We start from the raw sequence: 23054 nt of genomic DNA, 5'->3' as shown, positions 1-23054 counted from the left end.
GTTGCAGTCTCAGATCACCGTTCGGAAACGGTCACTCCGGCGCGCTGAAGATCGGCGTCGTCGCCGGACCCGCGGTCTTCGGCTCAGCAGCCTTACGAGTTCGCGCCCGCTTCACCGGCTTCTCGGCTGCCGCGTCCGCGTTCGCCTCAGCAGCAGCGGGCTCGGCCACCTTCGCGGCTGCCTTCCGGGTCCGCTTCGCCGGCTTCTCGTCCGCGGCGTCGGTCTCGGCTGCCGCCTCGGTTGCCTTGGCCGCGGCTGTCTTCCGGGTCCGCGTCCGCTTCACAGGCTTCTCGTCCGCCTCGGCAGCCGGCTCGGTGGCCTCCGCCTCAGGTGCCTTCGTCTCGGCGGCCTTGCGGGTACGTGCTCGCTTGACCGGCTTCTCGGCCACCTCGACCACGTCGGCCTCGGCGGCCGCCTGCGGCTCGACGGCCTCAGCGGTCTCGACGGTCTCGGCGGTCTTGCGGGTGCGGGTCCGCTTGGCCGGCTTCTCGGCCGGCGTCTCCGCCACCTCGGCCTCAGCTGCCGGCTCGACGGCCTGCGCCTGCGGGGCATCGGCCGACTTCCGGGTGCGGGTGCGCTTGCGCGGCTTGCGTGCCTCGTCCTGCACCGCGTCCGTCTGCGGTGCGTCCGTCTGCACTGCGTCCGTCTTCACCGCGTCCGTCGGCGCCGCCTCGGTGGCCGGTGGGACCTCGGTCCTGGTGGTGACGTCGGCGAGCTCCTCGACCGGCGCCCCGGCCCGGGTGCGCTTCCGCGTCCGGTTCCGCTTCCGCCCCGACCTCGCGCCATCGCCGTCGGCCCGACCGTCAGGCCGGCTCTCGGACCGCTTCTCAGGACGCCCCTCGGAGCCCTTGTCGGACCGTCCCTCCGAACGCTCCGACGAGCCGCCGCGACGGTTCCGCGGCGCGTCCTCGCGGGACTCACGCGACTCGCGGACCTGCTCGCGCGCCGCCCGGATCCGGCCCTTGGCGTCGGTCGGGATACCGAGGTCGTGGTACAGCTCCGGCGAGGTGGAGTAGATCTCCTGCGGGTCTTCGTACGGCAGGTCGAGCGCCTTGTTGATGACCTTCCAGCGGGTCACGTCCGGCCAGTCGACGAAGGTGACGGCGATGCCGCTCGCCCCCGCGCGCCCGGTCCGGCCGATCCGGTGGATGTAGGTCTTCTCGTCCTCGGGGCAGGTGTTGTTGATGACGTGCGTGACGCCCTCGACATCGATACCCCGGGCCGCGACATCGGTGCAGACCAGTACGTCGATCTTGTCGCCGCGGAACCGGGTCAGCGCCCGCTCGCGGGCCTGCTGGTTCAGGTCGCCGTGGATCGCCGCCGCCTTGAACCCGCGGTCCTGCAGGTCGTCGGTCAGCCGTGAGGCCTCGCGCTTGGTCCGGCAGAAGATCATCACCCGGCCACGGTCGTCGGCCTGCAGGATCCGCGCGACCACCTCGGGCTTGTCCAGATCGTGCGCCCGGTAGACGAACTGTGCCGTCGTCGGGACCATCTGGGTGTCCTCGTGCGACTCGGCCCGGATGTTCAGCGGGTGCCGCATGTGGGTGCGGGCCAGCCCGATCACGGCCGACGGCATCGTTGCCGAGAACAACATCGTCTGCCGCAGCTCGGGAGTCTTGCGCAGAATGCGTTCCACGTCGGGCAGGAAGCCGAGGTCGAGCATCTCGTCGGCCTCGTCGAGGACGAGCACCTTGATGTGGCCGAGGTCGAGTACGCCCCGGTTCGCCAGGTCGAGCAGGCGTCCCGGCGTACCGACGACGACGTCGACGCCGTTCTTCAGCGCGTCCAGTTGCGGCTCGTACGCGACGCCGCCGTAGATGGTCAGCACGCGCACAGTGCGCACGGTGGACGCGGTCGTCAGGTCCTTGGCGACCTGGATGGTCAGCTCGCGGGTCGGGGTGACGACCAGCGCCTGCGGCTTGCCGGGAGCGGCGAGCTCCTCGTAGTCGGCCTCGCCGGGGGAGATGGTGCGCTGCAGCAACGGAATCCCGAAGCCGAGCGTCTTGCCGGTCCCGGTCCGGGCCTGGCCGATCAGGTCGGTGCCCATCAGGGCGACGGGGAGTGTCATTTCCTGGATCGGAAACGGCTCCACGATGTTGACGCGGTCGAGCGCGTCGCAGATCTCGGGCAGCACGCCGAGCTCTCGGAAGGTGGTCAGGCTGATCGCCTCTCACATGCTTGTGCGGACAGATTGCTCAGGGGCCGGGCGCCATGTTTCGTGAGGCGCGGGGACACTGTGCAAGCACCTCGCACCAGCTTGCCCATGTGGGCGCGTCACCGGCGAATCGCCCACCAGTGTAACCGGTCAACCTGTCAACGCCGCTTCGTGTGGTTTGCGCCACTCGAACGCTGCCACGGTACCGGCCGGTGGCAGGGGCGGAGAGATAGGGTGCGGCGCATGGAGCAGACGGCCTTTGATGATCCCGCCTACCGGGCCGCGGCGGTGGATCTGCTGGGAGTGCTCGCGTACGGCGAGCTGACCGCGTTCGAGCGGATGGCAGAGGACGCCAAACTGGCGCCGACGCTGAACGACAAGGCGGAGCTGGCGGCGCTGGCGACCACCGAGTTCGGGCATTTCCAGCAACTGCGGGACCGGCTGGTACAGCTCGGTGTAGACCCGATGGAGGCGATGACCCCGTTCGTCACGCCGCTCGACGCGTTCCACGACCACACCGCGCCGTCGGACTGGCTGGAAGGCTTGGTGAAGGCGTACGTCGGGGACGGGCTCGCGAACGACTTCTACCGGGAGATCGCGTCGTTCGTCGATGCGGACACCCGGGCTCTGGTCCTGGAGGTCTTCGGCGACTCCGGGCAGGCCGAGTTCGTCGTCGACCGCGTCCGTGCCGCCATCGAGGAGGACCCGAAGCTGGGCGGCCGTCTCGCGCTCTGGGGTCGCCGGCTGGTCGGTGAAGCTCTCAGTCAGGCCCAGCGCATCGCCGCCGACCGCGACTCCCTGACCGCGCTGCTGGCCGGCAGCGTCGACCGCCCCGGCCTCGACCTGGCCGCCATCGGCCGCATGTTCACCCGTCTGACCGAGGCCCACACCGCCCGCATGACCGCCCTAGGCCTCCAGGCCTAACCCACCCGCCCCCGGCGTACCCACCCGGCGTGCCCGGCCCGGCGTACCCACCCGGCGTACCCACCCGGCGTACCACCCGGCGTACCACCCGGCGTACCACCCGGCGTACCACCCGGCGTGCCCGGTCGGCGTACCCACCCGGCGTACCCACCCGGCGTACCCACCCGGCGTACCCACCCGGCGTACCCACCCCGGCGTACCCACCCCGGCGTGCCCGGCCGGCGTGCCCACCCCGGCGTGCCCGGTCGGCGCACCACCCGGCGTGCCCCGCCGGCGTACTCACCCCGGCGTGCCCGGTCGGGGTGCTCACCCCGGCGTGCCCGCTCGGCGCACCCACCCGGCGCACCCGGCCGGGCGCACCACCCGGCGCACCCACCCGGCGCACCCACCCGGCGTACCCACCCGGCGTACCCACCCGGCGTACCCACCCGGCGTACCCACCCGGCGTACCCACCCGGCGTACCCACCCGGCGTACCCACCCGGCGTGCCCGGCCGCCGTACCCATGCGGCGTCCCCATCCGGCGTGCCCGGTCGGGGTGCTCACCCCGGCGTGCCCGCTCGGCGTACCACCCGGCGTGCCCGGCTGTCGCACTCACCCGGTGCACCCACCCGGTGCACCCACCCGGCGCACCACCCGGCGTGCCCGGTCGACGTGCCCGGCTGTCGCACTCACCCGGCGTACCCACTCGGTGTGCCCGCCGGTGTGCCCACCGGTCTACCCACCCGGCGTGCTCGGCCGGCGTCCCCATCCGGCGTCCCCGGCCGCCGTATCCATCCGGCGTCCCCGGATGCCGTGCCCATCCGGCGTACTCGGCCGACACCTCCGCACCACGTGCAGCCCCGCGCCGCTTGCTCAGCCACCGGCAACTTGACGGGATATCCCCTCAAGTTGGCGGTTCTCTGCCCGTGTGACGGGGGAGAACCGGCAAGACGAGGGGATATCCCCTCGTGTGGTCAAGGTGGGCCAGCCCGGGAGGCCGGTGGCGGCGGGTGGCGGTGGGCGCGGGTGGTGGGCGGGTGGTGGCGGGTGGGGTGGGTGCTGATGGGGACGGCCGGGTGGGGTGGGTGCTGATGGGGACGGCCGGGTGGGGTGGGTGCTGATGGGGACGGCCGGGTGGTGGGTGGGTGGAGACGGCCGGGTGGGGGTAGGGGCAGGTGAGCGCCCGGGTGGGGGTGGGGATGGCAACGGCCGCCTGCCCCGGGTGGGGCGGCGGCCGTTTGGTGGTGCCTGGACTAGGCGGTTCTGGCTTTGCTGTTGCGCGAGGAGATGATCGCGATGACGATCGCGGCGCAGATGATCTGGATCAGGTACTGGATCCAGTCCGGGCCCGATGTGTCCTTGACGCCGAGGAAGTAGGCGATGAGACCACCGATGAAGGCGCCGATTCCGCCGCCGAGGATGGTCCAGCCGAGGCTGATGTTCTGCTTGCCGGGGAGCACCAGCCGGGCCAGCGGCCCGAAGATGATGCCCGCGATGAGACTGACGATGATCATCCAGACCCAGTACACGGTTCCTCCTTGTGAGGGATGGCGGACCTGCGCGTACCTGGTGCCCCGTGACAACCAGACCAATCACGCGGCAGGTCTTACCGCCATCGTGCCCCCTCGACCGCGCTCCGCAACCCGGACACGCTCTACTGTGTCCGGACCGGGATCAGATCGCGCCGAACCCGACCTTGCGGGTCGACACCTCGCCGATCTCGACGTACGCCAGCCGGTCGGCCGGGATCAGCACCCGGCGGCCCTTCTCGTCGGTCAGCTGCAGCAGACCGGTCTTGCCGGCGAGGGCCTCCGCCACCAGTTCCTGGACCTCTTCCGGGCTCTGCTCGCTCTCCAGCACCAACTCGCGATTGGCGTGCTGGACGCCGATCTTGACCTCCACGAAACCCTCCGGGCACGTTCCGACCGGCGGCTCTCGCCGGTAACGCTTTCGAGCCTATCCGCTACTGCTGCCGAGCTCTCACCCGTCCGCCCAGAGCAGAACCTCAGCCAGCGGCAGAACGTCAGCGACCGAACGTCAACGGCAGTACGTCAGCCGTCGGTACGGGGGAAGCCACGAATGCCCCGCCAGGCCAGCGAGGCGACCAGGTCGGCGGCGTGCTCCTGCGGGATCGACGGATTGCCCTCGCCCAGCCAGTACCGCGCGCTCACCTGGGCCATGCCGACCAGGCTCACGGCCAGCACCATCGACTGCTCGCGACTCAGCCCGGCGTCCGCGCTGATCACCTCGGAGACAGCCTCCGCGCAGGCGTGCGTGACCCGGTCGACCCGCTCCCGGACCGCCGGCTCGTTGGTCAGGTCGGACTCGAACACCAGTCGGAAGGCGCCCTGCGCGTTGGCCACGTAGTCGTAGAAGGCGTGCATGGTCGCCGCGACCCGGAGCTTGTTGTCCTCGGTCGACTTCAGCGCGTCCTGGACGGAGGCGACAATCGCGTCGCAGGAGGTGTCCAGGAGCGCCAGATACAGCTCCAGCTTGCCGGGGAAGTGCTGGTACAGGACCGGCTTGGAGACGCCGGCGCGGTCAGCGATGTCGTCCATCGCGGCGGCGTGGTACCCGTTCGCGACGAAGACCTCCTGGGCCGCCTCGAGCAGTTGCGCGCGCCGAGCCAGCCGAGGCAGGCGGCTGCCGCGTTTCGGTGCGGTCTCGGGGGTCGTCGACACGGTGGTGCTCCTTCGGATGACGTTCCACGAATCCTACCGGGCAGTCCTCCTCGTCAGTAGCTTCCCCGCCGAAGAGTATTCCGCCGGGGCGCGATCACCGGGGAGTCAGCGGTAATCGTCTTCCTCGTCGTCGCCGACCTCGCGGCGCTGTTCCTCGACATCGGCCGGGTTGGCGTCGGCGGGCAGGTCGGGCTCGGACTCTTCCGGCTCGGTGTCGTGTTCGGCGTCGAAGGCCGGGTCGTAGTCCGGTCCCTCGAAGTCGGTCTCGGTCATGTCGCCCCCTTGCTCAGGTGGGTAGCGGCTGCGGGTCGTCGTACAGGCCCTCGAGTACGTCGCCGTACTCCTCGATCCGGGCCAGTACGTCGTGCGGGAGGAACCGGAGCTCCTCCGGTGACGTGGCCGACGCCACCTCGTCCCAGTCGATCGGCGTGGACACCCGTGGCTCGTCGGAGCCGCGTAGTGAGTACGGAGCCAGCGTGGTCTTCGCGCTGGCGTTCTGACTCCAGTCGATGAACACCTTGCCGGGCCGGAGCGCCTTGGTCATGTTGGCGGTCACGCTCTCCGGCAGGGCCTCTGCCAGCTGTTCTGCCAGCTGTTTGGCGAACGCACTGGTCTGCCGGGACGACGCGGGCTCGATCGGCACGTACAGGTGCATGCCCTTGTTTCCCGACGTCTTCGGCCAGCCCTCCAGCCCGAAGTGGCCCAGCAACTGTCGCAGCGCCAGTGCCACGTCGCAGCACTCCACAATCGTCGCGCCCGGCCCCGGGTCCAGGTCGAACACGATCAGGTCCGCCTGCGGGTCCTTGCCCTGGTCGGACAGCCCGATCCGCCACTGCGGGACGTGCAGCTCTAGCGCGGCCAGGTTGGCCAGCCACACCACGGTCTGTACGTCGTCCGCGACCACGAAGTCGGCCTCGTCGCGTCCGGTCGAGCTACCGGGCGTGGGCAGCGTCACAGTCCGCACCCACGGCGGCGTACCGCGGGGTGCGTTCTTCTCGAAGAAGTACGACGCTTCGGTGCCGTCGGGCCACCGTTTGCGGGTCAGTGGCCGGTCGCTCAGGTGTGGGAGCAGGTGCTCGGCGACCTGGTGGTAGTAGTCGATCACCTCTGCCTTGGTGAACCCGGTCTGTGGGTACAGCACCTTGCCGAGGTTGGTGAGCTTCATGGTCTGCCCATCCACCTCGGTCGTCAGCTGCTGCTGCGCGCCCGCCATGCGTCCCAGTCTCCACCTACGAACCGTCCTAACATGGGTGTCGTGGATAGTTACGGGCCAGTAACCGGGGACGCCGTACCCCCTGAGCTCAATCGGTGGCCGGAGCGGCGGGTGCCGGTCACAGGGGTGGATCTGCTGGTCAGAGACATTCCTGGTGCGGCGCCTGACCTGCCGCCTGCCTTGTTCGTCCATGGCTTGGGCGGGTCGTCACTGAACTGGACCGCTCTGGGCCTGCTGCTCAATGACACGATCCGGGGCATCGCTCCCGACCTGCCTGGTTTCGGGCGTACGCCGCTGTCCGGCGCGACCGGGATCTCCGAGCAGGCCGCAGTCCTGGTCGAGCTGCTGGAGCGGGAGTTCGACCAGCCGGTGCACGTGTTCGGCAACTCGATGGGCGGGGCGTCGTCGGTCGCACTGGCCGCCTTGCGTCCTGACCTCGTGGCGTCGCTGACGCTGGTCTCGCCCGCGCTGCCACATCCGCGGGTGTCGGCCAGTGCGTTGTGGTTCACCGCACTGGCGACTCCGCGGCTCGGTTCCGTCGTACTGGAGCGGACGTCGCGGTTGCCGTTCGAGCAGCGGTTCCAGGCGTCGCTGGCGATGGTGTTCGGCGATCCGCGAAGGCTGACGCCCGAGGTGCGGGCGGCGTACGAGGAGGAACTGCACCGGCGCGACACCGACCCGTGGGGCCGGCAGGCCACGCTGGACGGCGCACGGAGCATCCTGCGGTCTTCGCTGGCCAGACCGCGCCGGTCGCTGTGGGCCGACGCCGCCAACGTGAAGTGCCCTGTCCTGTTGATCTACGGAGGCAAGGATCGACTGGTCGACGCCAGGATCCGGACCAAGGCCCAGCGCACCTTCCCGAACGCACGGCTGCTCTACCTGCCGCAGTCCGGGCACGTCGCCCAGATGGAGCATCCGGCCGAGGTGGCGCGTGCTTTCCGGCAGTTGATCGAGTCGAATCCGACGCCCGACTGAGACACGACTGAGCGGCGGATCCGGTCAACTTTCCTCTCGCCCGGCAAGTACTACAGATGACTTGTCCGAACGAACGAGAGGACCACTGTGCGAGTGATCGGCAGAACCGCCCGAAGTCTGTCGCTGGGGATGGTCGCACTGCTGGGTGTGGGGACGCTCACCGCCACCGCCGCGACGCTGCCTGCTCCGCCATCGGTTGCTCAAGGCAACCAATGGGATGTGCGCGCGGTGACCGGCGGTTACCGGCTCACGCTGCGCCTGGACACACCTGCGCCGATGCGCGCATCGCTTCCGCTGCTTGCGGTCGACGGCAAGCCGCTCGGCGTCGCCACGCAATCGGCGGACCGCAAGACGCTGACGCTGGTCAGCGCTGATCCGGCGGTACTGAAGGCGCGTGACGTGCGCCTGATCTGGTCCGGCGACCTGGGAAAGCAGTCCGGCCTGAGTCGGGGCATCGCCGCGGCCGGCCCCACTGACGCCTATTGGCTGAAGGCGCGGCGCGGTCCGCTGCTGCCGGCGGACCCTGGTGCGCTGGGCAAGTACAAGGTCGACACAGCGGAGTACAACCTGGGTGAGGGGGCTGTCGACCTGCCGGGCCTCGGACACAAGTCGGAGCTGCTCGGGAAGGTGTATTCGCCGCGCGGTGCGTTCGGACCGCGGCCGCTGGTGATCTTCCTGCACGGACGGCACGAGGTCTGCTACGGCGAGCCGACGCACCCGTCCGACAACGACAAGCCGTGGCCGTGTCCACCCGGTATGAAGGCGATCCCGAGCTACCGCGGGTACGACGCACCGGCGACCGCACTGGCCAGCAACGGGTACGAGGTGGTGTCGATCAGCGCCAACGCGATCAACGCCTGGGACAGCGATGCGTACGACGCGGGCGCACAGGCCCGGGCCGAGCTGATCCTCGACCACCTGGCCCTCTGGCGGAAGTGGTCGACCATCGGCGGCGCACCGTTCGGCACGAGGTTCGTCGGCAAGATCGACCTGCAGAACGTGGGCCTGATGGGTCACTCGCGCGGCGGTGAGGGTGTCGCGCGCGCCGCAGTACTCAACGCGGACCGCGGTGGTCGGTACGGGATCCGTGCGGTGCTTCCGCTCGCGCCGACCGACTTCGCGCGGGCAACCGTGCCGGGGGTGGCGATGAGCGTCGTACTGCCGTACTGCGACGGCGACGTATCCGACCTGGAGGGGCAGAAGTTCTACGACGACACCAGGTACTCCGTGGATGGCGACAACGCCCCGCGGTCGACTGTCACCGTGATGGGCGCCAACCACAACTTCTTCAACACCGAGTGGACGCCGGGGCAGTCCGTCGCGCCGTCGAGTGACGACTGGTATGGCGACGAGAAGGCGTCACCGTGCGGGACGAAGGACCCGGGCCGGCTGACGGCGAAGGAGCAGCAGGCGGTCGGTACGGCGTACGTGGCTGGGTTCTTCCGGCTGCAACTGGGACACGAGACGCAGTTCCTGCCGGAGTTCGACGGGTCGGACTCGCGGGCGGCGTCTGCGGGCAAGGCCGTTGTACGAGTGGTGTCACAGGGGCGGGAGGTGAACCGCCTCGACAAGGCACTGCCGGCCGCAGCGGTCACTGGGAAGGTGTCTGCGACGGTGTGCGCCGGTGTGACTACGACAGGCCTGCGAGCGTCGACTCCGACCTGTATGGCGACGGACGACTGGTCCAACGCACCGCACTGGGGTGCTGCGTGGTTCGCAGCCAAGACGCCGACCACTGCGGTCACCAAACTGCAGTGGACGGGTACCAACGGGGTCGTGCGAGTCCGCGTGCCGGCAGGGCAGCGCGACGTACGACGCGTTGCGGCACTGACTTTCCGCGCCGCGCCGGACCCGGCTGGTGCGCCGAAGACGGACCTGAGTGTTCACGTGGTCGATGGGCACGGACGGGCGGCCGTCGTGCCGGTGTCAGCGGTCAGTGATGCGCTGGTGCGGATGCCGGGGAGCAACGACAGCGGTCTGCCGAAGAACCTGCTGCGGACGGTACGCATCCCGGTGTCGTCGCTGAAGGGCATCGACCTGCGAGACGTGCGCTCGGTGGAGCTGCATACGGACAAGGTGGCCAGCGGGTCGGCGTACGTGAGCGATCTGGCCTTCTCGTCGTCCGGGTTCGGTCTGCCGGTGCCTGCGGCGCTGCTGCCGAAGCTGTCCGCGTCGAGCGTCACTGTGAAGGAGGGCGACAAGGGCACGCGGACGGTCGACTTCTGGGTGACCATGTCGCGGCCGAGCATCCGGCCGGTCAGTGTGTACGTCGAGACGAACGGCGACCTCGGCGAGACCGTCGGGGACGTTGCACGGCAACTGGTGTTCAAACCAGGGCAGGTACGGCAGAAGGTGACTGTGCCGGTCACCGGGAACACCCGCGACAGCTACGACCTGCCGTTCAGCCTGGTGCTGTCGGCGCCGCACGACGGACTGCTGAGCGAGTCCTTCGGGCACGGTCTGGTGCTGGACGACGACCCGACGCCCACCCTCACCCTCGGCAATGTCAAGACGGCCGAGAAGACCGGACTGGTCAACTTCGGAGTCAAGCTGTCCGCTCCGAGCGACAAGTTCGTGTCGATCACCGGCGTCCTGAGGGACGGTACGGCGGTGATCCGAAAGGACTACACGTCCGCCGACGACCCCGGCACCGGCCCGGTCGACCGCTCCGTGCAGGGCTACGTCGAGCCCGGGCAGACCACCGGCGAGCTGTCCGTGAAGATCCTCGACGACAAGCTGAAGGAACCGGCGGAGACCTTCAGCGCCGTCATCCAGCAGATCGACGGCGCAGACCTGGCAGCCGGCGCGAAGGTCCCGATGACCCTCGTGGGGACGATCATCGACAACGACTAGTACTACCGGCGTGCCGGGCTGCCTGGGGGCGCCCGGCACGTCTCGTTCCTGAGACGACAGGCCCGGGATGTGGACTTCGGCCGGGGTGGGTTGGGATGTGCGGGAACATGGGGGAGGGACAGATGGTTGAAAACCGGAGATCCCGTCCGACGTCTTCCTGAGGAGCCGACAAAGTGTCACTGCCACCGCTGGTCGAACCGGCCGACGAGCTCACGATCGACGAGGTGCGGCGGTACTCGCGGCACCTGATCATCCCCGAGGTCGGGATGGCCGGACAGAAGCGGCTGAAGAACGCCAAGGTGCTGGTCATCGGCGCCGGCGGTCTCGGCAGCCCCGCGCTGCTGTACCTGGCCGCCGCCGGTGTCGGCACGCTCGGCATCGTCGAGTTCGACACCGTCGACGAGTCCAACCTGCAGCGCCAGGTCATCCACGGCCAGTCCGACGTGGGCAAGTCCAAGGCGCAGTCGGCCAAGGAGTCCATCCTCGAGGTCAACCCGTACACGAACGTCGTCCTGCACGAGACCCGGCTGGACAACGACAACGTGTTCGAGATCTTCGAGCCGTACGACCTGATCGTCGACGGCACCGACAACTTCGCCACCCGGTACCTGGTCAACGACGCCGCCGTGCTGCTGCACAAGCCGTACGTGTGGGGCTCGATCTTCCGCTTCGACGGCCAGGTCAGCGTGTTCTGGGCCGACAACGGCCCGTGCTACCGCTGCCTGTACCCGGAGCCGCCGCCACCCGGCATGGTCCCGTCGTGCGCCGAGGGTGGCGTGCTCGGCGTGCTGTGCGCGTCCGTCGGCGCGGCGCAGGTGACCGAGGCGATCAAGCTGCTCACCGGCATCGGCGACCCGTCGCTCGGCCGGCTGAACATCTACGAGGCGCTCGACCTCAACTGGCGTTCGCTGAAGGTCCGCAAGGACCCGAACTGCGCCATCTGCGGTGAGAACCCGACCGTCACCGAGCTGATCGACTACGAGAGCTTCTGCGGCGCGATCACCGAGGAGGCGGCCGACGCCGCCGCCGGCTCGACGATCTCGGTCAAGCAGCTCAGCGAGTGGATCAAGCTCAAGGACAACGGCGAGAAGGACTTCGTCCTGATCGACGTCCGCGAGCCGAACGAGTACGAGATCAACAAGATCCCGGGCTCGGTGCTGATCCCGAAGGCCGACTTCCAGACCGGCGTCGCGCTGGAGAAGCTGCCGCAGGACAAGCAGCTGGTCTTCCACTGCAAGTCCGGTGTGCGCTCGGCCGAGGTCCTGGCGATCGCCAAGGGCGCAGGCTTCTCCGACGCGGTCCACGTCGGCGGTGGAGTCGTCGCCTGGGTCGACCAGATCGACCCGAGCCAGCCCTCGTACTAAGCCGGCCACGCCTTCGGCGGGGTTGGGGATCGGTACTAGAACGGCATCCGGCAGGATGCGACCGCCTCAGCGGCGACAGGTTCACCTGTAACCGCTGGGGCGTTGTCGCGGCCGGACAACGTCCGCATGTAGCCGACCGCATCCACGACGGCGCGACCCACCGGCTCACCCCTCCCGAGCTGATAGGTCCCACCTCCCTGCCCGGTCAGCTCCACCTCGACCGCCGGCCGCTCGCCCCAGAACGGTCCGCCGATCACGTCGTACATCACCTGCGCGACGATCTCCCCGGCGTACGGTCCGGCGTCGAAGGGCCGTCCGAGTGCCTGGCAGAGGTCGTCGCGGTGCATCCACAGATCCCGCGCGAGCAGGATGTCGTGGACGTAGCCGAGGTTCATCCGGACGCCGTTGAAGGTCATCGACATCCGCCGCATCAGCTCCGGGCTCGTCGAGATCTTCCGGGTCGCCTTGGCCCACACCTGGTCGAAGGTGGTCCGCAAGACGGCCGGCGGCGTACCGCGGTGCTCGTCGGCCTGGACCATCATGTGCGCGTCGATCCGCAGTACCCCGGGATAGACCCGCTTGGCCTTGCGGTACCGGCGCGGGAACGAGAGTGGCTTGTTGACGTCCTCGGCCTGCCCGATCAGGTGGCCGGCGATGTCCGCGACGTCCCACTCCTCGCAGACGGTACGGCGCTGCCACTCGTCCCCATCGATCGACGCGAGCAACTCGTGCCACGCCGGCAGTTCGGCGTCGCGGTGGATCCGGCATTGCGGCCGATCGGCCCGCCCGATCTTTTCGGCAAGTACGGCAGTCATTTCTTCCCCCTGCTCGGTGCGTAGTGCTGGTAGAACATCTCGAGTACGACGGGGAACAGTCGCGTGAAGCGCCCCGTCTCGAAGCTCGCGTCCGGCTGGTTCGCCATCTGCTGCGAAATCACCCCGGCCGTGATCGACGTGAACACGGCGAGACCCTCCTCGCTCGCAGCGTCCGGATGCAGCCGGCCCGCGTCCACCGCCGCCTGCAGACCGCGCTGCAGTACGGCGAGGGCCTCCTGCGCCGGCGCATACGCCTCCGGGCTCGGCTCGAAGCCGGGGATCGTCCGCCAGAACATGAGTTGTGAGTAGACCGGGTTCCGCATGCTCCAGCGCGCGTAGGCGGTCGTGCCGATCAGGTGCAGCTCGACGACGTCGTCGGTCGTGGCGGCCGCGATGGCCTCCCGCTGCGCGGCCAGGAACAACTCGGCTCCACGCTGGAACAGCGCGTCGTAGATCGCCATCTTCGACGGGAAGTACTGGTACAGCGACGGCGGCTGCATCCCCAGCCGGCGCGCGACCGCCGACAGGCTCAGCGCCGCAACCCCCTCGACCTCCATCAGCTCGATGGCAACGTCGAGGATCTCCCCGATCGTCTCCCGCCGACGGCGAGCCCGCCGGTCCGGCGCAGTAGTACTCATACCTAAAGGAAAACCTAAGACCATTAGGCAAGTCAATACCCAGTAGGTTCGCTTCCTCATTCCCTCCGGCCACGTACTGTCGACACATGTGCAGAAACATCACCGTGCTCCGGGGACTCGAGCCGTCCGCGACCTCTGAGGAGATCTACGCGGCGGCGCTGCAGTACGTGCGAAAGGTGACCGGCGTCGGCTCGCTGAGTGCGACCACGCGCGGTCCGATCGAGCGCGCGGCCACCGAGGTCGCGCGGATCACCGAACAGCTGCTGGAGGAGATGCCGGCCCGCCGGACCCCGCCGCAGACCGTCCCGCCACTGCGGCGCCCCGAGGTTCGCGCGCGCCTCGGCCTCGACTAGCAGCCTCCCGTGGGGGACGGGGCTCGGGCCGCCGGCCGGCGGCGGGGGGTGGTGTTCGGCCTGATCGTGACCGGCGTGCTGATGGCGCTCACCAGTGCCAACGCGGAGACAGAGTTGTCCCGGCGTCGCCATGCGACGTGCGACGGCGCGCTGCCGTTGCCGACGAGCGCCTTCGTGCTCGGCTTCGGCGGACTGGTCCTGGGGACGATCGCGCTGTACCTGCTGCTGCGTTGGTTCGGGCGCAGCCGCCAGACGATCGTGCTGATCCTGTTCTGGACCGCGGTGGCCGCTGTCGTGTCCGAGGTCTTCACCCTGGTGACGGTGTTCCAGCAGAGCCGTCCGATCACGTCGCTGTGCATCGGCTGATTGGTAGTGTCGCGTCGGGGAACGGTTACCTCTAGGAGGCGCGGGATGCGGTTCGCGATCAAGACCAGGCCGGAACACACCACCTGGCAGCAGATGCGGGACGTGTGGGTCGCGGCGGACCAGTTCGAGATCTTCGAGTCCGCCTGGCACTGGGACCATTTCTACCCGCTCAGCGGCGACATGCAGGGACCGAACCTGGAGGCCTGGACCACGCTGGCCGCGCTGGCGCAGGCGACCTCGCGGATCAGGCTCGGCTGCCAGGTGACCGGGATGATCTACCGGCACCCCGCCGTGCTGGCGAACATGGCGGCCACCACCGACATCATCAGCAACGGCCGGCTCGAGCTCGGTATCGGCGCCGGCTGGAACGAGATGGAGACCGCGGCGTACGGCATCGACCTCTACCCGTTGAAGGAGCGCTTCGACCGCTTCGACGAGGGCACCGAGGCGATGGTCAAGCTGCTGACGGAGAAGGTCGCGAACTTCGACGGCAAGTACATCAAGCTCACCGAGGCGTACTGCAACCCGAAGCCGGTGCAGACCCCGCACCCGCCGATCACCATCGGCGGCAAGGGCCCGAAGCGGACGCTGCGCGCGGTCGCCCGGTGGGCCCAGCAGTGGAACGTCATCGTCCCGAACCCGGAGGAGTGGAAGCCCCTCAAGGACGTGCTGGTCCAGCGGTGCGAGGAGGTCGGCCGCGACGTCGACGAGATCACCTGCTCGGTCAATGTCCGCGTCGACCCGGACAGCCCGCTCGACAAGGCGGTCGCCGACGCAGCGGCGTACGGCGAGGCCGGCGTCGACCTGGTGATCATGAACCTGCCGCTGGACGCCCCGCCGTCCGTGCTGGAGCCACTCGCCAAGGCGCTCGCGCCGCTGGCCTAGATTTGGGCCCGTGGACAGGGAGCAGTACGTCGAGGCCGTTCTGCAGGCGGTGGAGTCGATCCCGGAGGGCAGCGTCGCGACGTACGGCGACATCGCCGAGTACGTCGGACAGGGCGGCCCCCGTCAGGTCGGCGCGATCATGCGCGAGTACGGCGCGAGCGTGCCGTGGTGGCGGGTGATCCGCGCGTCCGGAGTACCGGCCGACGAGGTCGGTGACGAGCAGCTCCACCGCCTGCGGTCGGACGGCGTGCGGATCACCAACGGGCGCGTGAACCTCCGCGACGCCCGTTGGGATCCACAGGACTAGGTCGTCACTCGCCGTTGAGCGGCGTGCCTGCCTGCGAGGTGCGCAGGAAGTAGACCGGGTCGTTGAACGTGCCCGGCACCTTGCCCAGGCTCTGGATGACCGTGGCCGTACCGTTGGCGTGACCAATGGCGTACAGGTACGCCGAGCCGCTGTCGGTGTCGATCGCGGCGAGCAGGGTGCCCTGCGTGCCGCACTTCTCCGCGACGATCGCCTCGAAGCCCTGCCAGGTCGACGAGCGGACGACCTTCACGACCGGCGTCAGCGGCGACGTGGTCGGGATGTGGATCGTGTACAGCGCGCCGGCCTTGGTGGTGGCCAGGAAGGTGTCGTACGTCGACGTCGTGCTGATCAGCGTCATCGTCTTCACGGCCGAGAAGCCGGCATACGTGCCGAGCGGGTGGAACCCGTCCTTGTCGAGCTTCCAGCGCGCCAGCGATCCGTCGTTGCGCAGTGCGTAGAAGTACTGCCGGGTCGGCGAGTCGCCCTTCGGGTACGCCGCCCGCGCGATGGAGGTGTACGCGCTCATGTTGTCCATCGCCAGCCCGCGGCCCCACCACGGGCCGCCCGGCACGTTGTTGATGACCGTGCTGTACAGCGTGTCGCCGTACAGCGCGTAGCCGCTGTCCGAGCTGCCGCCCTCGGGTTCGGGCTTGAACTCCCAGGTCGCGCTCGCCCGCGTCTCGCCCGGCTGGGCGACCTGCGGACCGACCCGGCGTTCGCTCGCGATCGGCGGGCTCGCGGCGGACACCACCTGGTCGACATAGTTGCCGTTCGCGGTGATCGAGCCGAGGTCCAGCGAACAGATCGACTGGATCTTCGGGTTGGCTGTCTTCGCCGCGGTGGCAGTGGCGGTGCCGAGGCCCGCCATCAGAACAGCCGCCCCCAGGAGGGCGGCCGTGCGTCGCATCGTCCTCATTCGGTGCTCCTTGTTGTTGGTGCGTTGCTTCCGACGTACTCGATGCGGGGCAGGTGCGGAAAGTTATCGCCCGGCTACGTTGACGTTGTCCGGTTTTCGGCTATCGGGCCGGGGCTCGGGGTGCCCCTTCGCGGAATGTCGGTGGGGTCTGTTGAGATGTGTCGGTGGTCAGCAGACAGGGATCCCGGTACCGGTTGGTCCGGGAGCAGCGGCAGAGCGCCGGCGCGCCTGTCCTCGATGCCGACCAGCAAGCCGTGGTGGATCACCCGGGCGGCCCGCTGCTCGTGCTCGCCGGCCCCGGCACCGGGAAGACGACGACGCTGGTGGAGGCCGTCGTCGACCGGGTCGGGCATCGCGGGCTGAGTCCGGACGAGGTGCTCGTGCTGACGTTCGGGCGGAAGGCGGCGACCGAGCTCCGGGATCGCATCACCGGCCGGCTCGGGCGGACGACGCGGGTGATGCCGTCGATGACCTTCCATTCCTTCTGCTACGCGTTGCTTCGCCGGTTCACCCCGGCCGACGCGTTCGACGTGCCGCTGCGGTTGCCGTCCGGGCCGGAGCAGTCGTTGCGGTTGAGTGAGGCGTTGTCCGGGAGTCGCGAGGTCGGTGCGGTGCACTGGCCGGGCAGTCTCCATCCGGCGTTGAAGACACGCGGCTTCACCGACGAGGTGCAGGCGGTGATCGGCAAGGCGCGGCAGCTCGGTCTCGACCCGGAGGACCTGTCCGCGATCGGCCGGTCGGCGGAGCGGGCCGAGTGGGTCGCGGTCGGCGACTTCTTCGAGGAGTACCTGCAGATCCTCGACGCCGAGCAGGTGCTGGACTATTCCGAGCTCATCCACCGTGCGGTGATTCTGGCGCAGCAGCCCTCGGTGCAGGCCAAGCTGCGAGCCGAGTTCAAAGCGGTCTTCGTCGACGAGTACCAGGACACCGATCCAGGTCAGACCAAGCTGTTGCAGGCGATCGCGGGAGACGGGCGCGACCTGGTCGTCGTCGGCGATCCGGACCAGTCGATCTACACGTTCCGCGGGGCCGAGGTGCGTGGCCTGCTCCGCTTCACCGACGAGTTCCGGACCAGGGACGGCGCCGAGGCGGCCCAGATCGCCTTGGGTACGACGCGCCGCTTCGGTACGACGCTGCAGCGGGTGTCGCGCAACGTCGTGAACAGGCTCGGCGTGCCGGGGACGCTCGATCGGGAGACGTTCGAGCGGTTCCGCAACCCGGATGCGTCCTCGTGTGTCTTCGGTCCGGGCAAGGTCGAGGCCAACCTCTACTCGACCAGTGGCGCCGAGCTCGAGCACATCGCGGACCTGCTGCGGCGGGCGCATGTGCAGGACGGCGTCGGGTGGCACGAGATGGCTGTGCTGGTCAGATCCGGCAGCCGTTCGATCCCGCCGCTGCGGCGGGCGCTGGCCGCGGCCGGGATCCCGGTGGATGTCGCGGGCGACGAGCTGCCGCTGTCGCGCGAGCCTGCCGTCCGGCCGATGTTGCTGGCATTGAGGGCGGTGGCTGATCCCGAGACGCTGACCGTCGAGGTCGTGCGGGCGTTGGCCTTGTCGCCATTGGGGGCCATGGATGCGGGGCAGCTGCGGCGGCTGGCGCGAGTACTGCGCCGGCGCGACCGGGATGCCGCGGGCGGTCAGCGATTGCCGCGCTCGTCGGACGAGCTGCTGCGGGAGGCGTTGCTGAATCCGCTGCTGCTCGACGAGGAGGCGTCGCCGGCCGAGGCGCGGTTCGCGGCCCTGGGCGAGAGGTTGCTCAAGGCAAGGAACATCGTGACCGCGGGCGCGGCGCCGGACGAGGTGATGTGGTCGCTGTGGTCGGAGTCGCCGTGGCTGCGACGCCTGCGCGGCCAGGCGAACTCCGGCGGCGAGCCGGCCCGGGCGGCGAACCGGGACCTGGATTCCTTGTGTGCGTTGTTCGACGCGGCCGGCCGGGCCGAGGAGCAGGTCGGGTTCAAGGGCGTCTCGGCGTTCTTGTCGGAGCTGGAGTCGTTGGACATCGCGGCGGACAACCGGTTCGACGCGACGTACCGCGAGGCCGGCGTGCAGCTGATGACGGCGCACCGGTCGAAGGGTCTGCAGTGGCGGCTCGTCGTCGTGGCTTCGGTGCAGGAGGGACAGTGGCCGGACCTGCGCCGGCGTGGGTCGCTGCTGGAGCCGGACCGGTTGGGGACGGACGGTCTGATCGATCCGTTGTCGGCCGGCGCGCTGCTCGCCGAGGAGAGACGGTTGTTCTACGTCGCGATCACCCGGGCCCGGGAGCGGTTGATCGTGACGGCGGTGCAGGCGCCCGAGGCCGATGGCGACCAACCCTCCCGATTTCTTGCCGAGCTGGACATTCCTTTGAAGCTGGTCGCGGGACGGCCGCGGCGGCCGTTGTCGTTGCCCGGCCTGGTCGCGGATCTCAGGTGTGTGCTCGCGGATCCTTCGTCCTCGCCGGCATTGAAGCGGGTGGCGGCGGATCGGCTGGCGCAATTGGCCGATGCTGCCGACGACCGCGAGCATCCGCTGGTGCCGACGGCAGATCCTTCTCGGTGGTGGGGCGTCCGGGAGCGGACGCAGTCGGTGCGGCCGATCGCGGATCCGGAGCTGCCGGTGCCGTTGTCGGGGAGTGCGCTGACGACGATCGTGGACTGTCCGCTGCGCTGGTTCCTGACCCGGCGCGCCGGTGGAGAGACGCCGAGTACGTCGGCGATCGGCTTCGGCATGGTGCTGCACACGTTGGCGGATGCGGTCGCGACCGGGACCCTGCCCCCGTCCATCGACGAGTTGAACGGGTGGCTCGACAAGGTGTGGACGCAGCTCGACTTCGAGTCCGCGTGGATCTCGGACCGCGAGCGCGCCGAGGCGGAGCAGGCGCTGCGCCGGTTCGTCGCGTGGCACCAGGGCCGGCCGGACCGGACGCTGGTCGGGACCGAGGTCGACTTCGACGTACTGCTGCCGGACGAGGACAAGCCCGCGGTCCGGGTGAAGGGCCGGATGGACCGGGTCGAGAAGGATCCCGAGGGGACGGTCCGCGTGGTGGACCTGAAGACCGGCCGCTCGATCCCGACCAAGCCTGCGCTGGCGCGGCATGTCCAGCTCGCGATCTACCAGCGGGCGATCAACTCCCGCCAGCTGAAGAAGCTCGGCGAGGACGCGGTCGCGGGTGGCGCCGAGCTGGTCCAGCTCCGTCACGACGACAACGGCGGCTTCCCGAAGGTGCAGCACCAGGGCCCGTTGGAAGCCGACGAAGACGGTCGCACATGGCTCGACGAAGCCGTCGACGACGCCGAGTCGATGATCCGCACCGAGCAGTTCACCGCCCAGCGCAACGACGGCTGCAACCGCTGTGAAGCCCGTGCCCTCTGCCCGATCCAGCCAGAAGGCCGGGAGATCGTCTGATGCCTGCCGCCCAGCTTCGGACGACCGCAGACCTGTGCGACCTCCTGGGGATCCCGTTCTCCGACCAGCAGTTGGCCGCGATCACGGCACCGCTCGCGCCCGGCGTGATCGTCGCGGGTGCGGGCTCGGGGAAGACGACGGCCATGGCTGCCCGCGTGGTGTGGCTGATCTGCACGGGCCAGGTGAAGCCGGAGGAGGTTCTCGGGCTGACGTTCACGAAGAAGGCTGCCAACGAGCTCGATGTGCGGATCCGCGACGATCTGACGAAGGCCGGCGTACTCGGATCGACGTTGCCGAAGGATCAGCACCCGCTGCTGGCTGCGCACCTGCGGAGCAACGTCCCCAACTGGGAGCCCGAGGAGCCGGGCGAGCCGGTCGTCTCGACGTACCACGCGTTCGCCGGCTCGTTGATCGCGGAGCACGGACTGCGACTCGGGCTCGAGCCGGACTCGCGAGTGCTGGCCGATGCGACGCGCTTCCAGCTCGCCGGACGCGTCGTACGGCGGTCCGCGGGGCCGATCCGGTTCGCGTCGCACCACGTGCCGACCCTGGTGAACAGTCTGCTCGCGCTGGACGGCGAGCTTGCGGATCATCTGCTCCGAGCGGACGACATCCGCGACCACGACGAGGCCGTACGGCTCGAGGTCGCCGCTGCTCGTAAGCAGACGGTGGAAGTTCGCAAGCTGGCCGAGACGGCGTTGAAGCGTGGCGAGATCCTGCAGCTTGTCGAGGAGTACCAGGCTTATAAGGCTGAGCGTGGTGTTGTCGACTTCGCTGATCAGATGGCGTTGGGCGCGCGGCTCGCGGAGGAGTGCCCGGAGGTCGCGGCCGTCGAGCGCGCGCGGTACAAGGTCGTGCTGCTCGACGAGTATCAGGACACGTCGGTCTCGCAGCGGCGGATGTTGACGGCGTTGTTCGCCGGGCCGGATCCGGCTCACGGTCGGGGTCACCCGGTCACTGCCGTCGGCGACCCGTGCCAGGCGATCTACGGGTGGCGCGGTGCGTCGGTCGCGAACCTCGACGAGTTCCCGGTGCACTTCCCTCAGAGCGACGGCACGCCGGCCCAGCGGTATGTCTTGAGCATCAACCGCCGCTGTGGCAGTCGCATTCTCGCGGCCGCCAACCAGCACGCCGCCGAGCTCTACGAGCAGCATCCGGGTGTGATCCCGCTCGAGGCTCCCACGGACGCGCCGGAAGGTGCGATCACGGTCGGCCTGTTCGAGACGCGCTCGCAGGAGATCGAGTGGGTCGCCGACGCGATCGTCGCCGCGCACCGCACGCGGAACCGCCGCTGGAAGGACATCGGCATCCTCATGCGGACGAATGTCGACCTCAGTGCGGTCCACGAGGCGTTGATCGCGCGCAAGGTCCCGGTCGAGGTCGTCGGTCTGGGTGGACTCCTGGCGCTTCCGGAGGTAGTCGACGTCGTCGCGACCCTGCAGGCCGTCAACGACCTCACCGCGAACGCCGCGATGCTCCGGATCCTCACCGGCCCGCGCTACCGGATCGGGCATCGCGATCTCGCGCTGCTCGCCAATCGAGCCCGGGCGCTCGCCGACGCGGGTGAGCGACCGGCCGCCGACGACCTGGTCGCCGCGCTGGACGCGGCAGTAGCGGGGATGGACTCGACCGAGGTCATCTCGCTCGCCGAGGCGGTGGACGATCCCGGCCGGTCGGAGTACGCGCCGGAGGCCCTCGTCCGCTTCAAGGAACTGTCGACCGAGCTCCGCGAACTGCGCGCGCACGCCGCTGAGCCGCTGCTCGATCTGGTCCGGCGAGTGATCAGCACGATCGGCCTGGACGTCGAGCTCACCGCGACCCCCGACCACGTCGACGCCGGCCGCCGCGACCATCTCGCCGCCTTCTTGGATGCCGTCGGCAACTTCGTGTCGACGGAGTCGGACGGTTCACTCGACGGATTGCTCGCGTACCTGGCCGCCGAGGAGGAATACGCCGCCGGCCTCGACCTCGCCGTACCGAGTGAAGCCGACTCGGTGAAGCTGCTGACCACGCACCGGTCGAAGGGGCTCGAGTGGCCGGTCGTGTTCGTGCCGACGCTGGTCTCGAAGGTGTTTCCTTCGGATCGCGGCCGGGACAAGTGGACGACGAACGCGAAGGTGCTGCCGTGGCCGTTGCGCGGGGACGCCGACACGCTGCCGGACATCCACGACCTGTCGAACGCGGGGCTGAAGTCGTTCGCGGACGAATGCAAGGACATGAATGCGTTGGAGGAGCGGCGGCTCGGGTACGTCGCCTTCACGCGGGCGAAGGAGCTGCTCGTCGCGACCGGCCACTGGTGGGGTCCGACGCAGAAGCGCCCGCGCGGTCCGTCGTCGTACCTCTCGGTGCTGAAGAAGCATGCCGGGGAGCGCGTGATCGAGTGGGCCGAGCAGCCGGAGCTGACCGCGGAGAACCCGGAGCTCGCGGAGCAGACGCAAGCGCCGTGGCCGACGGCGTACGACCTGGAGTCGTACCAGCGGCGGCTCGACGCGGCGGCCTTGGTGCAGTTGTCGCGCGCGGAGGGTCCGTCGGTCGAGGCCGAGGATTCGTTGCTGCTCGACGAGCAGGCGACGGTCGCGCGCTGGGACTCCGAGATCGAGCGATTGTTGTCAGAGGCAAGGGAAAGCCGGAGCCGCAAGGCGTACGACGTGGCGCTGCCGGCCGCGCTGTCCGCGACCCAGGTGATGCGGCTGGCGAAGGACCCGGACGGCCTGGCCGCCGAGCTCGCCCGCCCGATGCCGCGCAAACCCAACCGGGCGGCGCGATTCGGCACCCGCTTCCACGCGTGGGTGGAGAGCTACTTCGGCCAGCAACTCCTGCTCGACCCGGACGATCTCCCCGGTGCCGCGGACGAGGACATCGTCGACGACACCGACCTCACCGACCTGATGGACGCGTTCCGCGACGGCCCGTTCGGCGAAACCACGCCGTACGAGATCGAGGCCCCCTTCGCGCTCTCCCTCGACGGCCGCGTCATCCGGGGCCGGATCGACGCCGTCTACCAGGTCGTCCGTGAAGACGGCTCCCGCGGCTACGACGTCATCGACTGGAAGACCCACCGCTCGGAGACCGCCGACCCCCTCCAGTTGGCCATCTACCGAGTCGCCTGGTCCGAGCTCCTCAACATCCCCCTCGCCCAGATCACCGCCGCCTTCTACTACGTCCGCACCGGCGACATCGTCCGCCCCGACAACCTCCCGACAAAGCAGCAACTGGTCGAACTCCTCGACGGCTGAGGCCGGCTG

General features: G+C 69.4%; 20 protein-coding genes. 10 read left to right on the top strand and 10 right to left on the bottom strand.

Going from position 1 to position 23054, the window contains the following annotated elements; genetic code table 11:
- Positions 1-31 precede the first annotated feature (31 nt).
- Positions 32-2134: a DEAD/DEAH box helicase gene (locus ACIA58_RS35185; RefSeq protein WP_396408165.1), complete on the bottom strand. Its 2103-nt coding sequence runs from the start codon at positions 2132-2134 to the stop codon at positions 32-34.
- Between the two features lie 264 nt (positions 2135-2398).
- Here ACIA58_RS35185 and ACIA58_RS35180 point away from each other — a divergent pair, with 264 nt between their 5' ends.
- Entirely contained in the window at positions 2399-3079 is a 681-nt protein-coding gene (locus ACIA58_RS35180; RefSeq protein WP_396408164.1) for a ferritin-like fold-containing protein, read from the top strand.
- Here the strand turns inward: ACIA58_RS35180 and ACIA58_RS35175 are convergent.
- The 6 genes from ACIA58_RS35175 to ligD all read right to left on the bottom strand — a co-directional run bounded on the left by ACIA58_RS35175 (position 3076) and on the right by ligD (position 6954).
- On the bottom strand, positions 3076-3672 hold the full coding sequence (locus tag ACIA58_RS35175) for a hypothetical protein (protein WP_396408163.1): 597 nt from the start codon (positions 3670-3672) through the stop codon (positions 3076-3078). The two genes, ACIA58_RS35180 and ACIA58_RS35175, sit on opposite strands and share 4 nt — an antisense overlap.
- Before the next feature lie 641 nt (positions 3673-4313).
- Positions 4314-4589 carry a GlsB/YeaQ/YmgE family stress response membrane protein gene (locus ACIA58_RS35170; RefSeq protein ID WP_363862936.1) on the bottom strand — a complete coding sequence of 92 codons (276 nt, stop codon included), beginning with the start codon at positions 4587-4589 and terminating at the stop codon, positions 4314-4316.
- 145 nt (positions 4590-4734) lie between these two features.
- Complete coding sequence (locus ACIA58_RS35165) at positions 4735-4962, bottom strand: DUF3107 domain-containing protein (RefSeq protein ID WP_130439935.1); 228 nt, start codon at positions 4960-4962, stop codon at positions 4735-4737.
- A 149-nt stretch (positions 4963-5111) separates the two neighbouring features.
- Positions 5112-5741, bottom strand: a complete 630-nt coding sequence (locus tag ACIA58_RS35160; protein ID WP_396408162.1) for a TetR/AcrR family transcriptional regulator — start codon at positions 5739-5741, stop codon at positions 5112-5114.
- A 105-nt stretch (positions 5742-5846) separates the two neighbouring features.
- Entirely contained in the window at positions 5847-6014 is a 168-nt protein-coding gene (locus ACIA58_RS35155) for a hypothetical protein (RefSeq protein ID WP_396408161.1), read from the bottom strand.
- Between the two features lie 13 nt (positions 6015-6027).
- Positions 6028-6954 (bottom strand): non-homologous end-joining DNA ligase, encoded by a 927-nt coding sequence (gene ligD, locus ACIA58_RS35150; protein ID WP_396408160.1) that lies wholly within the window; start codon positions 6952-6954, stop codon positions 6028-6030.
- Positions 6955-7065: 111 nt separating this feature from the next.
- On the opposite strand from ligD, the gene ACIA58_RS35145 reads away from it, so the two are divergent.
- The 3 genes from ACIA58_RS35145 to moeZ all read left to right on the top strand — a co-directional run bounded on the left by ACIA58_RS35145 (position 7066) and on the right by moeZ (position 12146).
- Entirely contained in the window at positions 7066-7929 is an 864-nt protein-coding gene (locus ACIA58_RS35145) for an alpha/beta fold hydrolase (protein WP_396408159.1), read from the top strand.
- A gap of 93 nt (positions 7930-8022) precedes the next feature.
- A complete protein-coding gene (locus ACIA58_RS35140; protein WP_396408158.1) occupies positions 8023-10782 on the top strand; it encodes a Calx-beta domain-containing protein in 2760 nt (919 codons plus the stop codon).
- Between the two features lie 173 nt (positions 10783-10955).
- Positions 10956-12146, top strand: a complete 1191-nt coding sequence (gene moeZ, locus ACIA58_RS35135; protein ID WP_387781922.1) for an adenylyltransferase/sulfurtransferase MoeZ — start codon at positions 10956-10958, stop codon at positions 12144-12146.
- 35 nt (positions 12147-12181) lie between these two features.
- On the opposite strand, the gene ACIA58_RS35130 is transcribed toward moeZ, so the two are convergent.
- Together ACIA58_RS35130 and ACIA58_RS35125 are read right to left on the bottom strand one after the other, a co-directional pair.
- A complete protein-coding gene (locus ACIA58_RS35130) occupies positions 12182-12961 on the bottom strand; it encodes a maleylpyruvate isomerase family mycothiol-dependent enzyme (RefSeq protein ID WP_396408157.1) in 780 nt (259 codons plus the stop codon).
- Positions 12958-13599 carry a TetR/AcrR family transcriptional regulator gene (locus ACIA58_RS35125; RefSeq protein ID WP_396408156.1) on the bottom strand — a complete coding sequence of 214 codons (642 nt, stop codon included), beginning with the start codon at positions 13597-13599 and terminating at the stop codon, positions 12958-12960. The genes ACIA58_RS35130 and ACIA58_RS35125 overlap by 4 nt, the downstream gene beginning before the upstream one ends.
- 86 nt (positions 13600-13685) lie before the next feature.
- Between ACIA58_RS35125 and ACIA58_RS35120 the strand changes: the two genes are divergently transcribed.
- Genes ACIA58_RS35120 through ACIA58_RS35105 form a run of 4 tightly spaced genes read left to right on the top strand, consistent with a single transcriptional unit; the run spans position 13686 to position 15510 of the window.
- On the top strand, positions 13686-13952 hold the full coding sequence (locus ACIA58_RS35120) for a DUF2277 domain-containing protein (RefSeq protein WP_130439916.1): 267 nt from the start codon (positions 13686-13688) through the stop codon (positions 13950-13952).
- A 9-nt stretch (positions 13953-13961) separates the two neighbouring features.
- Positions 13962-14318, top strand: coding sequence for a hypothetical protein (locus ACIA58_RS35115; protein WP_396408155.1), 357 nt, complete (start codon positions 13962-13964; stop codon positions 14316-14318).
- 45 nt (positions 14319-14363) lie between these two features.
- A complete protein-coding gene (locus tag ACIA58_RS35110) occupies positions 14364-15203 on the top strand; it encodes a TIGR03560 family F420-dependent LLM class oxidoreductase (RefSeq protein ID WP_396408154.1) in 840 nt (279 codons plus the stop codon).
- Between the two features lie 10 nt (positions 15204-15213).
- Positions 15214-15510 (top strand): MGMT family protein, encoded by a 297-nt coding sequence (locus ACIA58_RS35105; RefSeq protein WP_396408153.1) that lies wholly within the window; start codon positions 15214-15216, stop codon positions 15508-15510.
- A gap of 4 nt (positions 15511-15514) precedes the next feature.
- Here the strand turns inward: ACIA58_RS35105 and ACIA58_RS35100 are convergent, their stop codons facing one another.
- Positions 15515-16426 carry a hypothetical protein gene (locus tag ACIA58_RS35100; protein WP_396408152.1) on the bottom strand — a complete coding sequence of 304 codons (912 nt, stop codon included), beginning with the start codon at positions 16424-16426 and terminating at the stop codon, positions 15515-15517.
- Positions 16427-16590: 164 nt separating this feature from the next.
- Between ACIA58_RS35100 and ACIA58_RS35095 the strand changes: the two genes are divergently transcribed.
- Together ACIA58_RS35095 and ACIA58_RS35090 are read left to right on the top strand one after the other, a co-directional pair.
- On the top strand, positions 16591-19809 hold the full coding sequence (locus tag ACIA58_RS35095; protein WP_396408151.1) for an ATP-dependent helicase: 3219 nt from the start codon (positions 16591-16593) through the stop codon (positions 19807-19809).
- Entirely contained in the window at positions 19809-23045 is a 3237-nt protein-coding gene (locus ACIA58_RS35090; protein WP_396408150.1) for a UvrD-helicase domain-containing protein, read from the top strand. Before ACIA58_RS35095 ends, ACIA58_RS35090 begins: the two co-directional genes overlap by 1 nt.
- Positions 23046-23054: the final 9 nt, after the last annotated feature.

It is taken from the genome of Kribbella sp. NPDC051586 (assembly GCF_044453965.1).
Lineage (GTDB): Bacteria > Actinomycetota > Actinomycetes > Propionibacteriales > Kribbellaceae > Kribbella.
Note: the sequence above shows the minus strand (reverse complement) of the source record. Positions and strands in the feature narration are given on the sequence as shown.

Bases quoted from the DNA above. Each gene is read 5' to 3' on its own strand.
- ACIA58_RS35180 (WP_396408164.1), top strand. From the start codon at position 2,399: ATGGAGCAGACGGCCTTTGATGATCCCGCCTACCGGGCCGCGGCGGTG.
- ACIA58_RS35155 (WP_396408161.1), bottom strand. From the start codon at position 6,014: ATGACCGAGACCGACTTCGAGGGACCGGACTACGACCCGGCCTTCGAC.
- ligD (WP_396408160.1), bottom strand. From the start codon at position 6,954: ATGGCGGGCGCGCAGCAGCAGCTGACGACCGAGGTGGATGGGCAGACC.
- ACIA58_RS35130 (WP_396408157.1), bottom strand. From the start codon at position 12,961: ATGACTGCCGTACTTGCCGAAAAGATCGGGCGGGCCGATCGGCCGCAA.
- ACIA58_RS35125 (WP_396408156.1), bottom strand. From the start codon at position 13,599: ATGAGTACTACTGCGCCGGACCGGCGGGCTCGCCGTCGGCGGGAGACG.
- ACIA58_RS35120 (WP_130439916.1), top strand. From the start codon at position 13,686: ATGTGCAGAAACATCACCGTGCTCCGGGGACTCGAGCCGTCCGCGACC.
- ACIA58_RS35110 (WP_396408154.1), top strand. From the start codon at position 14,364: ATGCGGTTCGCGATCAAGACCAGGCCGGAACACACCACCTGGCAGCAG.
- ACIA58_RS35100 (WP_396408152.1), bottom strand. From the start codon at position 16,426: ATGAGGACGATGCGACGCACGGCCGCCCTCCTGGGGGCGGCTGTTCTG.
- ACIA58_RS35090 (WP_396408150.1), top strand. From the start codon at position 19,809: ATGCCTGCCGCCCAGCTTCGGACGACCGCAGACCTGTGCGACCTCCTG.